At 50.8% G+C, this 14,259-nt stretch carries 5 protein-coding genes and 1 pseudogene; 1 reads left to right on the top strand and 5 read right to left on the bottom strand.

Annotated elements, in window-relative coordinates; translation table 11 throughout:
- Nucleotides 1-29: 29 nt before the first annotated feature.
- The 5 genes and pseudogenes from RC73_RS05450 to RC73_RS05435 all read right to left on the bottom strand — a co-directional run bounded on the left by RC73_RS05450 (nucleotide 30) and on the right by RC73_RS05435 (nucleotide 9,568).
- A complete protein-coding gene (locus RC73_RS05450; RefSeq protein ID WP_160289560.1) occupies nucleotides 30-6,275 on the bottom strand; it encodes an FG-GAP-like repeat-containing protein in 6,246 nt (2,081 codons plus the stop codon).
- Between the two features lie 475 nt (nucleotides 6,276-6,750).
- Nucleotides 6,751-6,884: pseudogene (locus RC73_RS20470) on the bottom strand (IS256 family transposase); the annotation flags it as partial.
- 84 nt (nucleotides 6,885-6,968) lie between these two features.
- Nucleotides 6,969-7,877 (bottom strand): hydrogen peroxide-inducible genes transcriptional activator OxyR, encoded by a 909-nt coding sequence (gene oxyR / locus RC73_RS05445; RefSeq protein WP_052248010.1) that lies wholly within the window; start codon nucleotides 7,875-7,877, stop codon nucleotides 6,969-6,971.
- 256 nt (nucleotides 7,878-8,133) lie between these two features.
- A complete protein-coding gene (locus tag RC73_RS05440) occupies nucleotides 8,134-8,499 on the bottom strand; it encodes an Hpt domain-containing protein (RefSeq protein ID WP_039033706.1) in 366 nt (121 codons plus the stop codon).
- 148 nt (nucleotides 8,500-8,647) lie between these two features.
- Nucleotides 8,648-9,568, bottom strand: coding sequence for a TIGR01212 family radical SAM protein (locus RC73_RS05435; protein WP_039033705.1), 921 nt, complete (start codon nucleotides 9,566-9,568; stop codon nucleotides 8,648-8,650).
- Between the two features lie 501 nt (nucleotides 9,569-10,069).
- Here RC73_RS05435 and gltB point away from each other — a divergent pair.
- Nucleotides 10,070-14,259: glutamate synthase large subunit (gltB, locus tag RC73_RS05430; RefSeq protein ID WP_039033704.1), on the top strand; the 4,190-nt coding region annotated here is incomplete at its 3' end.

Genomic DNA, 14,259 nt, shown 5'->3' with positions numbered 1-14,259 from the left:
CTTTCAGTGAGATCGTCAAGCGATCTGTCTTAACTGATCGGCATTACCCATAATGCCCCTCGTAAATTACCAGTAGCAACAGCTCCACCTATAAAACCAGTGATACCTCCTGCAACTATTGCATTTCCCGCAGTCCCTGCAGCAACCCCCCAGCTAGCCGCCCAACCCGATGCTGCGCCTGCTGTAAAATAAGTAACAACTGCAGCTACTATTACTCGCCAATATTTCTTAATCGCCTTCCAGAGTTTATCGAAGAAGAACCCACTCGGATCGGTATAACTCATCGGGTTATTCAAAACATAACTATAACGGTTATAGCTTTGTGTATCGGTTGGCGCTTGGATATGCGGATCGGCCTGCAAGAAACGTCCTATGGTGGGGTCATAGATACGCCCATTCATATGGATAAGACTCAGGTTATCTATACCTTCATGCCCGGTATAACCTTTGGATGCCGCGGGCGCGATATAATCATTCAACAGTGAATGGCTATAGGCGGCGGTTTGTTTACCCCAAGGGTCATAGGTAAACTGCTGCACCACATTACCTGACTTATTGGTAATCGTCGTGGTTGAGCCTTGATGATCTTTGTGCAGGTAAAACTCGTCAATAGTGTTATTACTACGCTTGGTTATCACCAAATTGCCGACATACAATTTTTGCTCGGTGAGTGCCGGTTTGTTGCCGCCGCTACGGGTGACTTTCTCATACCCCCCGACATATAAGGTGGTGAGATAGCTTGTCACTCCCGCTTCAACTTTAACGTCGTAACGCTCGAAGCGTTGCCGGTTGGCATCATACTTAAAGCGGGTCGATTCCCCACCTTGAGTAATGTTGGTGACCAAATCGTAAGAGCTGTAAGTGAAACGGCGACTGCCATCCTGGGTGATATTGCCATTCTTATCATAAACCATCACATAGCTGGCTTGACGGGCACGACTACACTGAGCGCCATTTTGCGTCCACCCCGTTGGACAGCTGTAGGTTATGGGGGCAGTGAGTGTTCGATTACAAGCGCTCCCTGAAACAGACCAGCCAGCGGGACAAGAATAAACAGGCGTCTTTGTTGCCGCTTGTGATAGCGTCCGCGTGCAGTTAGTGCCGCTTAATGTCCAGCCCGCATCACAGTTATAGACCTGTTTAGGTGTGGATTGATACGTTTCTGTACACTCCCACAGACGGCGCCCTCCTCCCATTGGTTCACCACCACCGCATACAACCCCTGCTCCTGACGGTTTAGTTGCTGAAACTATGGTGAAATCTCGAGAGCACTTACCCGTTGATGCATTTAAGTAGCCACCTTTAGGACAAGTTTGTTCGGTTTTAACCTGTGCAACTTTGGTTTCCGTTTTAGAACAAGTTGTACCGGAAAGAGTGTAACCACTGGGACAGCTATAGCTGTAGCTTAGCGATGCTGATTGAGTTTCACTCTTTTGGCAGGTTGTGCCTGCCGCATTGAGCGCATAACCTGTTGGGCAGGATTTACTTACAGGTGTTGTTTCAAGCGCACCACAGCCTCCTTTACCACAAATATCTAATAAACGGTAAGGGTTGGTGCTATCGTAGCGGTAATCACCAACACCGGTTTTAAAGGTGATATTGCCCAAATCGTCATATTGCATCTCATGGGTGGCTTTAAAGTCTGATGGCAGACTCGTACCACCGGAGTGGATACTGACGGTACGCTCATACAGGCGATACAAATCATCATAGTGATAGTTTTCGCTGAATGTGGCCGGAGCCGAAGACAGGTTGTGCTGACGGTACTCCAGGTTACCTACAGTATCAAAGCGATAGTCAAGTTGATGGGCTGTTACTCCCGCAGTGGTCAAATTGATACCGCTAACCCAGCCAGTGGTTGCATCAAAAACGGTTGATTCCTGGGCACCATTACCATAACGCACCTGCTCCACCTGACCACGGGCATTCATTTCGGTGATAGTTTGATATGCCTTACCTGTTTGTTGGTCGGTACGCTTGAAAAGGTATCCCTGAGCATTGTAGTGATTGACGACCGTCAGCAAGTTATTGGGGTATGTCTGAGTCGCCGCTCTGCCATGGCTGTCATAGGTAAAGCGATGCTCATAGCTACTACCTGCTATGCTTGTCTTGCTGCTGGCTAACCGGCCGGCACTGTCATACCCGCTCTGCTTGCTGTGTGCCCAGCCGGTTTGAGAGCAATTGGACACAACGGCGTCGAAGCGGGTTTCCGCAATAAGTAAACCGGCGGTTTTGCTGCCTTTGTTACCATAGGTCCAGCAAGAGGTGCCATCTGGCTCAGTTTGCCTGACTTTACGCCCAAGAATGTCATAGTAGATAAAGCTGGATTGGGATTTGCCATTGGTCTGTGACAACATTTCGCCAAAGGCGTTATAGGTGTAGCGCCACTGTCCCTTATCAATGTCCTTGGTGCTGATTTTGCGGCCGTAGGCATCATAGCTTGCCTCGGTGCGCAGCAGCTCTTGTCCCGAGGCTGAGGTGATAAAACTTTTCATCAGCTTGCCACCGGCATCATAGACAAACTCCAGTTCGTTGCCGATATCATCAACAACTTTAAATTGCTCACCCATGGCATTGGAGATAGCACGCTTTTGCTTGCCATTAGGGTCTATCGTCAGCGTCTCAAATCCCAGATATTGAATACTGGAAACACCACCGTTGGGATTGGTTTGGTTGATGACCCGACCAAAGTGGTCGTACTCTATTTCGGTGTAATAGGCACTGATACCGGCAAAAGCGGGTTCATATTGTCTGACAGGCCTTCCCTGCGCATCGTAGCTGGTTGCAGTAACAATCCATTGCCCATCAAAACCCTGCTTCTGCTTACCGACTTCACGGCCATATTTATCTGTGATGACTTTGGATTGAGGCGCACCGGCCTTGGTCTTGGTGGTAACCAAATGGCCATGACTGAGAGGTGAACACCCGGCATCACAGGTGGCATACTGATAGCTTGTTGGAACACCATCCGGAGTGACTTCCCGCACCAGCCTTCCCCACTTGTCATGGTCCTTGGTCAGTTTGCGACCATTGGCATCAGTCACGGTAATTTGAGTGATTTTACCCGTTACCTGATCTGCAGACTGACCATTGTAGGTATAGGTGCTGCTGTCGCCTGCCGCGTTGGTCACTGTCTTGAGCAGACGCCCTCTGGCATCGAATAAATAGCTCATCTGTCTCGACTGCTGGGTGTTGCCGGCGGCATCTACGCCTCCGGAGACCCGCTCGGTCAGGGTGTTGCCGTAAATGTCATAGGTTTTGCCGGTAGTCAATTTGTAGCGATTGTCATTTGGCGATACCGTTGAGTTCATCAGCAAACCGTTATCGTAATAGCTGAATGCGCTCTCGGTCACTATCGCCTGAACCTGCTCTCGCTGATTAAAGCGTGATTTAGTCACCCTGGTATGACTCAGTCGCCCCTTAGCTTCGCCGCCACCATGACCGTCATACTGGTTAACCGTCTCGACCCTTGAAACCAATTGATTGGCTTCAAGGTCAGTCACATCCGCTTTAATGGCAATGGCATTTCCCCAGTCGTCGAACTGAGTCTGGGTGTTTGTCTGCGTTAACTCCCTTACCACCCCATCGCTGCCATTTTGCGAGGTGCGCTCCACTACGTTTTCTTCAACCCGGCGATAAATGCCGTCATTGCCTCGCTGAAAGCTGTATTCATTGATTGCCGAGTACAATGTTTTTCCCTGATAGGTTTGTTTGGTTGCCAGGGGCAAACCTATTTGCGGGAACAACTGATGATAGATAGTCTCGGTCACCACCTGAGTCTGATTGTCTCTGGTGCGTAATAACTCAAACCCGGCCGGGCCACGCCCCAAACGGTTTATCAGCAAGCCGCCATACTCATAGTTAACGGAAACCTGGCTGCCATCCCCGGTTTCAGTGGCAACTTGCTTAACAACTTTTTGCGGCGGAATAAGGGAGAAGTTACGACTGTTGTCCAGATAACTGGAAACCTGAGTCTTATAGACACTGTATTCGCCAGCAGACTTTTCCGTCAACGACGCGTAAGTCACCCTGGTCTTGACTCCAAATCCGTCGGTAATCCCCTTGATGGTATTGTGATATGCATGGCTCTTATGGGTTAACCTTTGCCATTGACCGTTACTGAAATAGACAATATCCAGTTTTCCACGACCATCGATATCCGCAAAATTCAATGGTTGATCGGACAGGTAATTGATTGCGCCATAAGTGGTCCATGAAGTTAACTCGGGGTTGGAGTGATACACCAACGCCTGAGACGAGGTATGCTGAACCACCATTTCGGCTCTGCCATCACCCGCGATATCGATAAAATAGGTTTTGTACTTCTGAGTATCGGAAGTAGTAATGCCCGTATCCATTCGAGGCAAGAAACCATTGCCATCTGACAGTTGAATAAACCATTTATTATTATGGACGTAGGCAATATCCGACAAGCCATCACCATTGAAATCGGCACTGCGTAGGATATTGGCGATATTGATATTATTGTGTGGCCCCCGGTAAATTTTCTGCCGTCTTTGATAACTGGAGCCAGTCGAGACATAAAGATTCCAATACTCGTAATCACTGACAGACCAAGTACCTCTGATATCCAGACGACACTCATTCTCGGTCACTCCCGAAATCACTTTGCCGCTACCGGAAATACACACGGCCTCCCGCTCTCTAACCTCCAACATAAAGTCGGTGAGTCCATCACCGTTGATATCCATAAAGGAGCTGCCAAAACCTCGGCTGGAATGCCACTGGTGAACACTGGTGTTGTGCCCAACTTCAGTACTGGGAAAGCTATAAAGACTTTGCGCCGCAGCAAAACTTCCATTTCCCAGATTGCGATACCACTTGATGGCGCCACCATCGATGAAGATGATGTCTTCCAATGCATCACCATTGACATCGGCAACCAGCGCTTTGCCTTCAAGCCCAATAGCCTTACGCCCCAAATCCTTTAGCGTGTAATTCACCACACGCTCAACATCCTCACATAGCTGAGTACCACGGCCATTTGGCTCACACACAGTGTGCTGATAAGTAGAAGGTTTAAAAGACAGAATTTGCCAATTGGCGGTTTCACTGTTGGCCACCAACAAGTCACGCTGGCCATCACCATCATAATCTATGGTTTGGGCATAAGCCGCCTTAGCGGCTCCGGTCGAGGCCATCGCCTGTTCAATACCCGACTGAATACCACGCTTGTACCAACGCCCGCCCCGTACATAAACGATATCTGATAAGCCGTCGCCGTCCATATCAAAAAACTTGGCGGTGTCGTTGTTACCGGACGGAATATTCAACGCCCGTCTGCCGGAAAAGGGTTGATAAGCAGGGCCGGCAGATGCACCCGGCGGTCTGTCCCACTCAAAGGTTATCGGTGTGCTGCAGTCGGTTTGGGTTTGACCAATACAGGCTTTAACCTGCTCAAGGTAATCATGCTTATCGCTGGAAGTCGCCTTGTGATACGTCAGGTAATAGGTTTTATCGACTTCGTCATCCAGCCTCACCTCAATCTTTTGCAATTGCTGCTTTATCGCAACAGAGGTGCCATAGGAATAACCATACTTAGGGTAACTAAGGGGGGTATAGATAAATCTGACCTGATTATAGGGAACCTCACCATTGCTGTGCCCGGCGTAATCGATGCTTTTCAGGTATTGCTCACCGGCGATGTTTTCATAGTGATAACTAATGTAATTACCTACAGAGTCCTCAATGGCCTTCAGACTCCAATGATAAATCACATCACTGTTGTTTTGAGATACGGACCGATAACCATCTCCGGATGATGAGGTGCCATTCACATCCAGAAACCGCTTCCCGGAAACCTCATCCACATCGCCATAAAAATAGGTGTCTCCCGATTTGGTTTCAACCTTGAAGGCCGCTGGGCCGCCGCCAGGCGCCTGGCCAATCACAGTCACCACGGAGGCATCATCCAGCTCCTTATGGTACTCGGCGCCATTTAGACTATGGGTTCCGGCGGTTAAAACCAGACGAGCACCGTCAAGGCAGTAACTGTCCTTGTTGGTAAGCTCTACACCTTGCAAATAACCATCCTGTTCAATGGTTTTTGGACAGCGGCTGATGGCGGAAAGCCCTTGAAGCCCCCACCCCAATCCCATAATGGCTTCGCCGCTACCTGATGAATAACTCAGCTCTACGGCGGGCTTTAGTTTACCTCTGCCTGCGGGAGTATCTATGGGGATGGTATATGTTGCCGCACCTTGCTCACTGACCCGAAAAGCGCCACTTAAAGGGGCTGTGGATGATGCGTGCACTGTTGATATTGTTAGAACTGCGAAAGAAACCAGCAAAATAAAACGGGGGAGCCAACGCATAATGACAAACATTCCATGTTTAAAGTCATTCCACTTGTACAATCATTATCAATGACCATCCAACACAACAACAGGCAAAACAAACCGCCCTCAAAAAACCAACAAACACACCAAATAAAAACCAAATAAAACACCTATCCATCACCCACAACTAAAACCATCAATTTAAAAACAATGTGCAATAAGGAGTTATAAAAGGAAGTTAGGTGAATAGTTGAATGGAGTCTTACTCTTACAATAATAAGTATGTCCATCAGGTAAGATGACTTTGGGAATCGTCCCTAGTTTGTTTTCACAACGCTATATTGATGGTAAAGATGAAGCTCATCGTCAAGTAACATGCTTTACGGATTATATTCGAAAGAGGGTTTTCAAAATTCTGGAGGGTGTTCAAAATTCTGTGTCACGTTAAAAATCACAGCGCAATGTAGGTTTCCTGTCGCTCTTCAAAATGGATGAACAACTGAGACAGCGTCAAGCTCCAGTTTTGAATCGGTGTAACTACCGTTCTTGAGCTTTCAATATACCTGCGTAGAGCAGTTTGAGTAAACGGCTCTACGCAGGCCGCATCCTGCAAGGCTTTTCTAAGATATCATAGATGTATTTTCTTACTGTTACGACTTGAATCCAAGCCTAAACCTGCTGCTGAAGCAGCTGCTGGATCTCCAGCCCCAAAGTTCTGAAAGTCAGGATCCGGCTGGTAGTCTGACGCCATACCAGACCTATCTCACGATATGGAGCCTCCCCTGGAGGGCTCATCACCGCCAGATCTGTGTCTTTCAATATCCCGGCATCTATTGCCATCTGCGGCAGGAAAGTCGTGCCCAATTTACTGTTCACCATCTGTACCAGAGTGTGCAAACTGGTGGCCGCAAAAGGGTTGACCTTGGCGCTGTCACCCAGTTGGCAGGCACTGATGGCATGACCGGTAATGCAGTGCTCACTCTGCAACAGAAAAATACTCTCATCCGGCAGCGCCTGATAGTCCACCGGCTCATGAATATCGGCAGATAAGTCCTTGTGCACCACCATCTTGAAGGGATCTATACCCACTTTCATGCTGTGATAGCCGGAAGTGTCAGCAGGCAGAGCCAACAACAACAGATCCAACTCGCCCTTACCCAAAGCTGTCAACAAACGCTCTGTGGTGTCCTCTTTGAGCAGCAAACTCAGATCCGGATAGGTCTTCTGGCACTGCTTAACTACACGGCTCAGCAGGAACGGGGCAATGGTGGGAATACAGCCAAGTCGGATCTCTCCAGTCATAGGCGCACCCTGGTTTTTCACCAATTCCACCAAGTCATCGACATCGGTCAGAATTTTCAACGAACGCTGTACTACTTCTTCACCGATAGCGGTAAACATAAAAGACTTATGATCCCGTTCAATCAGCTGATAACCCAACTGTTCTTCCAGATTCTGGATCCCGCTGGACAGCGTCGATTGGCTAACATGGCACACCTTGGCTGCCCGGTTGAAGTTCTGTTCCTGATGCAGGTTCACCAGATAATAGAGATTTTTCAAACTGGGTAAGTGTTTCATTTTGTCGATTACCAATTGAGTAATGCATTAGAAAGTTCTATCTAATCTAACACAAAAAGTCTGTCGAGCAGCAGTATCACATCAGGAGTGTGACCGAGGCGATAAATCATCCCCCAAGATATCTATCACTGAAGCGGAAATAGCAGAGAACCCAAGCCTTGACGGCTAAGGTTCAGGTATTAAAAAAGGGGGTAGTAACGGAAGTTTCTTAATACCTTGACTGCGCCGGAGCTTCTCTCCGGCACCCAAGGCTAATTTATGCTTTGGCTTCGAGGAAAGACTTGAGTTGCTGCAGATCTGCACCGGCATGTTCAACAATAACCGCCAGCCACTCTTTATGCCCGGCTTCCCAAGCGGCTTCTTCACCGTGTTGCAGTTGCTGTGCAGTTTGCTGGATCCGCTTTAATCCCACAGAGCCGGCAGCACCTTTGAACTTGTGAGCCTCAGCGCACAGGGTATCTTTATCTCCGGCCGCTTCGGCCTTTTGCAAATTCGCGACGTATTCAGGCAACAACTGTTCAAATAACACCACACTCTTGAGTAAGGTGCCGGCACCAATAGCACTACAGTACTGCTCCAGGGTATTGAGATCTAAGATAGTATCCAGTTCAGTTGTGGCCATGAAGGCGCTCCTCAAATGTGTCAGATTTACCACATCATACCCGCTAAAATTACCGGTGCAACTTATAGGCGCTAAACAAGACAAAACTTTCCCGGATTTAACATTGGCGATACAAAATCCGGGCACAATAGATACAATGATTTATAGGCTATTGATTTAAATTGATTAAACTAGAACCTTGCCCGCCCTTAGCCGCCAACTCATCCACCAGTGCTACCAAGCCTATCCAGCGCTGAGCGCACCAATCCGGCGCCAGCAACACGGGACGGCTGGCATAAGCGGTCACCCGATGAAACACTATCTCTTTTGGCGTGTGACGGATCAGTTGCGCCGCACTGGTAACATATTCGTCCAGTGTCGGTGGCTGCAACCTGCCTGCTTCCCAGGCCTTGGCCATGGTACTGCCGACTACTATATGAAGGGGATGTAATTTAAGGCCATCGACACCTGTGTTTAACACTGCTTCCAGCGTTTGTTGATGTTCAATCAGCCCTTCTCCCGGCAGTCCGAGGATCAGATGAGTACATACCTTGAGTCCGCGACTGCGGGCGCGGCATACAGCATCCTGGTAAGCGGCAAAGTCATGACCACGGTTAATTCTTTTCAGCGTGGCGTCGTGAGCTGTCTGTAAACCCAGTTCCAACCAAACTTCACTGCCGTTTTGTTGATATTGCGCCAACAGATCCAGCACCCTGTCCGGTACGCAATCCGGGCGGGTACCGACACACAAACCCACCACTTGTTCGCTCTGCAGTGCCTCATCGTATTTGCGCTTCAACTCGGCATACTCTTCATAAGTACTGGTATAGGCCTGGAAGTAAGCCAAAAACCGCGAAGCCTTTGCCCTCATCTTCTGTTTGCCGGCCTCAAGCTGAGCCGCAATCGACAAGTCGGTTCCATGTTCATGACTGAAAGAGGCAACATTACAGAAAGTGCAACCACCGCGCCCTAGAGTTCCGTCGCGATTGGGACAGGTAAAACGTGCATCCAGAGTCAGCTTTTGTAACCGTTGACCAAATTGTTGCCGGCAGTATTGACCAAAGGTAGTGACAAAATCGTCCAGTCCCATTTGCTTCTCTCAAAAAAGTCGCCAGTCTAACGACTCCAATTTGGGACTACTCTGCTCCAGGTCAATTTATGTCACAAATGGCTGCTACTTTTGCCAGTGATCAATGATCAAACCGCTTGAGCACAAACCGCTCCCAGATCACACTTTTGTGAATATTTAATCATTTAATGCAAATTTTTAATGTAAACACCAGCGAGACCGGAAATCAGTTTTTCTTCTTTAAGGATAATTCGAGGCCGCTTGTTAAAATTAGGTGAACAGAAAACAGGGGCAAAGTAGATTTTCTTTTCATTCATAGTGTTATACAGCGCAATCCTCAGTTTACGTTAACGTAATGCAATTGAAGATTCCGTATGAAACACCCCAAGATTCATCAAATATATGCAATATTTAGGTTTGACCTTTAGCAAGTCTCAGGATAATTTGAATGGTTCGGGTGCATATCTATAGAGTTTGGTACTCTCTCCCGAGTAGTAATAGTGATGTTAAGGGAGGTTTTGTATGAGCTTGTATCATCCCAGTTTCGAGCGGGATAACTGTGGTTTTGGATTAATAGCCCAAATGGATGGCGAAGCCAGCCATCGCATTGTTCGCACGGCAATCCATGGCCTCGACCGCATGAAACATCGTGGTGGTATTGCAGCTGACGGACGCACTGGCGACGGTTGCGGTTTGCTGATGCAAATGCCCACAGGATTCTTTGAAGCCATTGCGGCCGAACAGGGCTGGCATCTCAGCCGTAAGTTCGCCGTTGGTATGCTGTTTTTAAATCAGGATGAAACCCTGGCCGCCGAAGCCAGAATATTGCTCGAACGGGAACTGGAGAAAGAAACCCTGAGTATTGCCGGTTGGCGCCCGGTTCCGGTCAATCCGCAAGTGCTCGGCGAGATAGGCAAGTCCAGCTTGCCGCAAATTTGGCAAGTGCTCATCAATGCTCCCATTGGCTGGCGAGAAAAAGATCTGGAGCGGCGCCTCTATATGGCTCGCCGCCGTCTCGAGCAGCAATTAAGCCAGGATAAAGACTTTTATGTCGCCAGCCTCTCCGGCCAGGTCATTGTCTACAAAGGTTTGATGATGCCGGCCGATCTGCCGGCCTTTTATCCGGATCTGGCCGATATTAGGCTGCAAAGCTCTATCTGCCTGTTCCACCAGCGCTTCTCGACCAACACCTCACCCAAGTGGCCACTGGCACAGCCGTTCCGTTTTCTGGCCCACAATGGCGAGATCAATACCATCACAGGTAACCGTCAATGGGCTAGGGCGCGGGCATACAAGTTCAACTCACCGCTGCTGCCTGACTTGCAGCAGGCCGCCCCGTTTGTCAATGAAACCGGCTCAGATTCGTCATCACTGGACAATATGCTGGAGATGCTGCTGGCCGGCGGCATGGACCTGTACCGCGCCATGCGTTTGCTGATCCCGCCTGCATGGCAGAGTAACCCCGAGATGGATGAAGAGCTCAAGGCCTTCTATGACTTTAACTCCATGCATATGGAGCCTTGGGATGGCCCGGCCGGGATAGTCATGACCAACGGTCGCCACGCCGCCTGCGCGGTTGATCGCAACGGGCTGCGGCCATCGCGCTATGTGATCACCAAAGACAGAATTCTCACCCTGGCCTCGGAAGTGGGTATCTGGGACTATGGCCCGGATGAAGTGATTGAAAAAGGCCGGGTCGGCCCGGGTGAACTTCTGGTACTCGACACCCTCAGCGGTCGTCTTTATCAGTCATTCGAAATCGATAACGACCTCAAACGTCGTCACCCCTATAAGGAGTGGATGGCGAAAAACAGCCAGACTCTGGTGCCGGCTGAGCAACTGTCGCCGCAGGATCAGGGCGTCAGTGAATTCAACCAGGGCACTTTGCTGCAGTACCAGAAGCTGTTCGGCTACAGCCGTGAAGAGCTTGAGCAAGTGATCTGGGTACTGGCCAGCAAAGGCGAAGAAGCCACCGGCTCCATGGGCGACGACACCCCGATGGCAGTGCTGTCGAAGAAACAGCGCTCGCTGTATGACTATTTCCGGCAAAAATTTGCCCAGGTCACCAACCCACCAATCGATCCGCTGCGGGAGAAACATGTGATGTCGCTGGCCACCTGTATCGGCCGCGAGCAGAACCTGTTTAACGAAACCACGGGACACGCCTATCGGGTGATGTTCAACTCACCTATCTTGTTGTTCAGTGACTTCAACCAGTTGCTGAGTCTGGACAGCACCTATTACCGTGCCAACAAGGTTGACCTTAACTATCCGGCCTCCGAAGGCCTGAGTCAGGCGATCAAACGGATCACTGATGAAGCCGAACGCCTGGCACGCACCGGCACCACCCTGATAGTGCTCTCGGATCGCGCCGTCAGCAAAGACACCCTGGTCATTCCGGCCGCCATGGCGGTAGGTTCAGTGCAGCAGATGCTGGTGAACAAGAGCCTGCGCTGTGACACCAACATCATAGTGGAAACAGCCTCGGCCCGGGATCCGCACCATTTCGCGGTACTGCTGGGCTTTGGCGCTACGGCCATTTACCCCTATCTGGTGTACGAGTCCATTGCCGAACTCGCCAAGCGCCATCAGGCCGAGGATATCGTCAATCTGATGCTCAACTTCCGCTACGGCATTGAGAAGGGGCTGCGCAAGATCATGTCCAAGATGGGGATCAGCACAGTCGCCTCCTATCGCTGCAGCCAGCAATTTGAGGCCATAGGCCTGGCCGACGAGGTGATTAAACAATGCTTCAACGGCGTGGTCAGCCGTATTCAGGGTGTGGGCTTCGATGGCATAGAAGCCGATCAGCAACTGCTGAGTCAGGCGGCCTTCCGCCCCCATGTACCGCTGCCGCAGGGCGGTTTGCTCAAGTACGTTGAGGGCGGCGAATACCACTGCTTCAACCCGGATGTGGTCAATACCTTACAACGGGCTCTGAAAGAGGTGGATTACCCGCTCTACAAACGGTTTGCCGAGTTGGTAGACCAAAGGCCGGTCGCCACCTTGAGAGATCTGCTGAGCATCAAACAGCAGCGCGAAAGCATAGCGCTCGAAGATGTAGAGGCGGCCAAAACTCTCTTCCCCAGATTCGACAGCGCCGCCATGAGTATCGGCGCCCTGAGCCCGGAAGCTCACGAAGCGCTGGCCATCGCCATGAACCGTCTCGGCGGCCGCTCAAACTCGGGCGAAGGCGGTGAAGATGCCCGCAGATTCAACAGCGAACGCAATTCGGCCATCAAGCAGATAGCCTCTGGCCGCTTTGGGGTAACCGCACATTATTTAATTAACGCCGAAGTGCTGCAGATCAAGGTTGCCCAGGGCGCCAAGCCCGGCGAAGGCGGTCAGCTGCCCGGTCATAAGGTCAGTGTTGAAATCGCCGGCCTCAGGCATGCCCGCCCGGGTGTAACGCTGATATCACCGCCGCCGCACCACGATATCTACTCTATTGAGGATTTGGCGCAGCTGATCTTCGATCTCAAGCAGATAAACCCCAAGGCGCTTATCTCGGTCAAGCTGGTCTCTGAGCCGGGCGTTGGCACCATAGCCACAGGAGTCGCCAAGGCCTATGCCGATATGATTACCGTTTCCGGCTATGATGGCGGCACAGGCGCCAGCCCGCTGACATCGGTCAAGTATGCCGGTAGCCCTTGGGAGCTGGGCCTTGCCGAAGTTCACCAGTCTCTGGTGGCCAATGGTCTGCGACATAAAATACGCCTGCAGGTGGATGGTGGTCTCAAGACTGGCACAGATGTTATCAAGGCGGCCTTACTGGGTGCCGAGAGTTTCGGCTTTGGCACTGTGCCCATGATAGCGCTCGGCTGCAAATACCTGCGTATCTGTCACCTAAACAACTGTGCCACCGGCGTTGCCACCCAGGACAAGACCTTGAGAGACAAGCACTATCATGGCTTGCCCGAGCGAGTAATGACCTACTTTGAGTTTGTCGCCGAAGAGGTGCGTGAATGGATGGCCAAGCTGGGGGTCAGCGAGTTTGAACAATTGGTAGGGCGCAGCGATTGGCTGCAGGCCATCGAAGGCCAGACCGCCAAGCAGCAGGGACTGGATCTGAGCCCTATCCTGTTCAAACCCGAAGTATTGCCAAGCACCAGTTTGACCTGGAAAGAGATCAATACGCCGGCAGATCCCGGCAGCCTGAACCAGGAACTGCTGGCCAAGTGCGCCGAGCGTGCCACCAAGGGCGAAGGCTTCGATATCTGCTTCCCCATCAATAATACCGACCGTTCAGTAGGCGCCGCGCTTTCGGGCCATATCGCAGCAACCTGGGGCGTAAAAGGCTGTCCCAAGCCGATAAGACTCAGCTTCAACGGTAGCGCCGGTCAGAGTTTCGGGGTCTGGAACAGCCCTGGACTCGAGCTGTCACTGTGCGGCGACGCCAACGACTATGTGGGTAAAGGTATGTCCGGCGGCAAGATAGCCATCTATCCACCGCTCGGCAGCGCCTTCCAATCCGAGCGCAGCGCCATTGTCGGTAATACCTGCCTCTATGGTGCCACCGGCGGCAAACTGTTTGCGGCGGGACGGGCCGGTGAGCGCTTCGCGGTCAGGAACTCTGGGGCATTGGCGGTAGTTGAAGGGGTCGGTGACAACGGCTGTGAATATATGACAGGCGGCATAGTAGTGGTGCTGGGGACCACGGGCGTTAACTTCGGCGCCGGTATGACTGGCGGTTTTTCCTATGTGTTCGACCC

The organism is Shewanella sp. ECSMB14102, from assembly GCF_000813075.1.
GTDB lineage: Bacteria > Pseudomonadota > Gammaproteobacteria > Enterobacterales > Shewanellaceae > Shewanella > Shewanella indica.
Note: the sequence above shows the minus strand (reverse complement) of the source record. Positions and strands in the feature narration are given on the sequence as shown.

Coding starts and splice junctions, on each gene's coding strand:
- oxyR (WP_052248010.1), bottom strand. CDS start 7,877: ATGAAACACTTACCCAGTTTGAAAAATCTCTATTATCTGGTGAACCTG.
- RC73_RS05440 (WP_039033706.1), bottom strand. CDS start 8,499: ATGGCCACAACTGAACTGGATACTATCTTAGATCTCAATACCCTGGAG.
- RC73_RS05435 (WP_039033705.1), bottom strand. CDS start 9,568: ATGGGACTGGACGATTTTGTCACTACCTTTGGTCAATACTGCCGGCAA.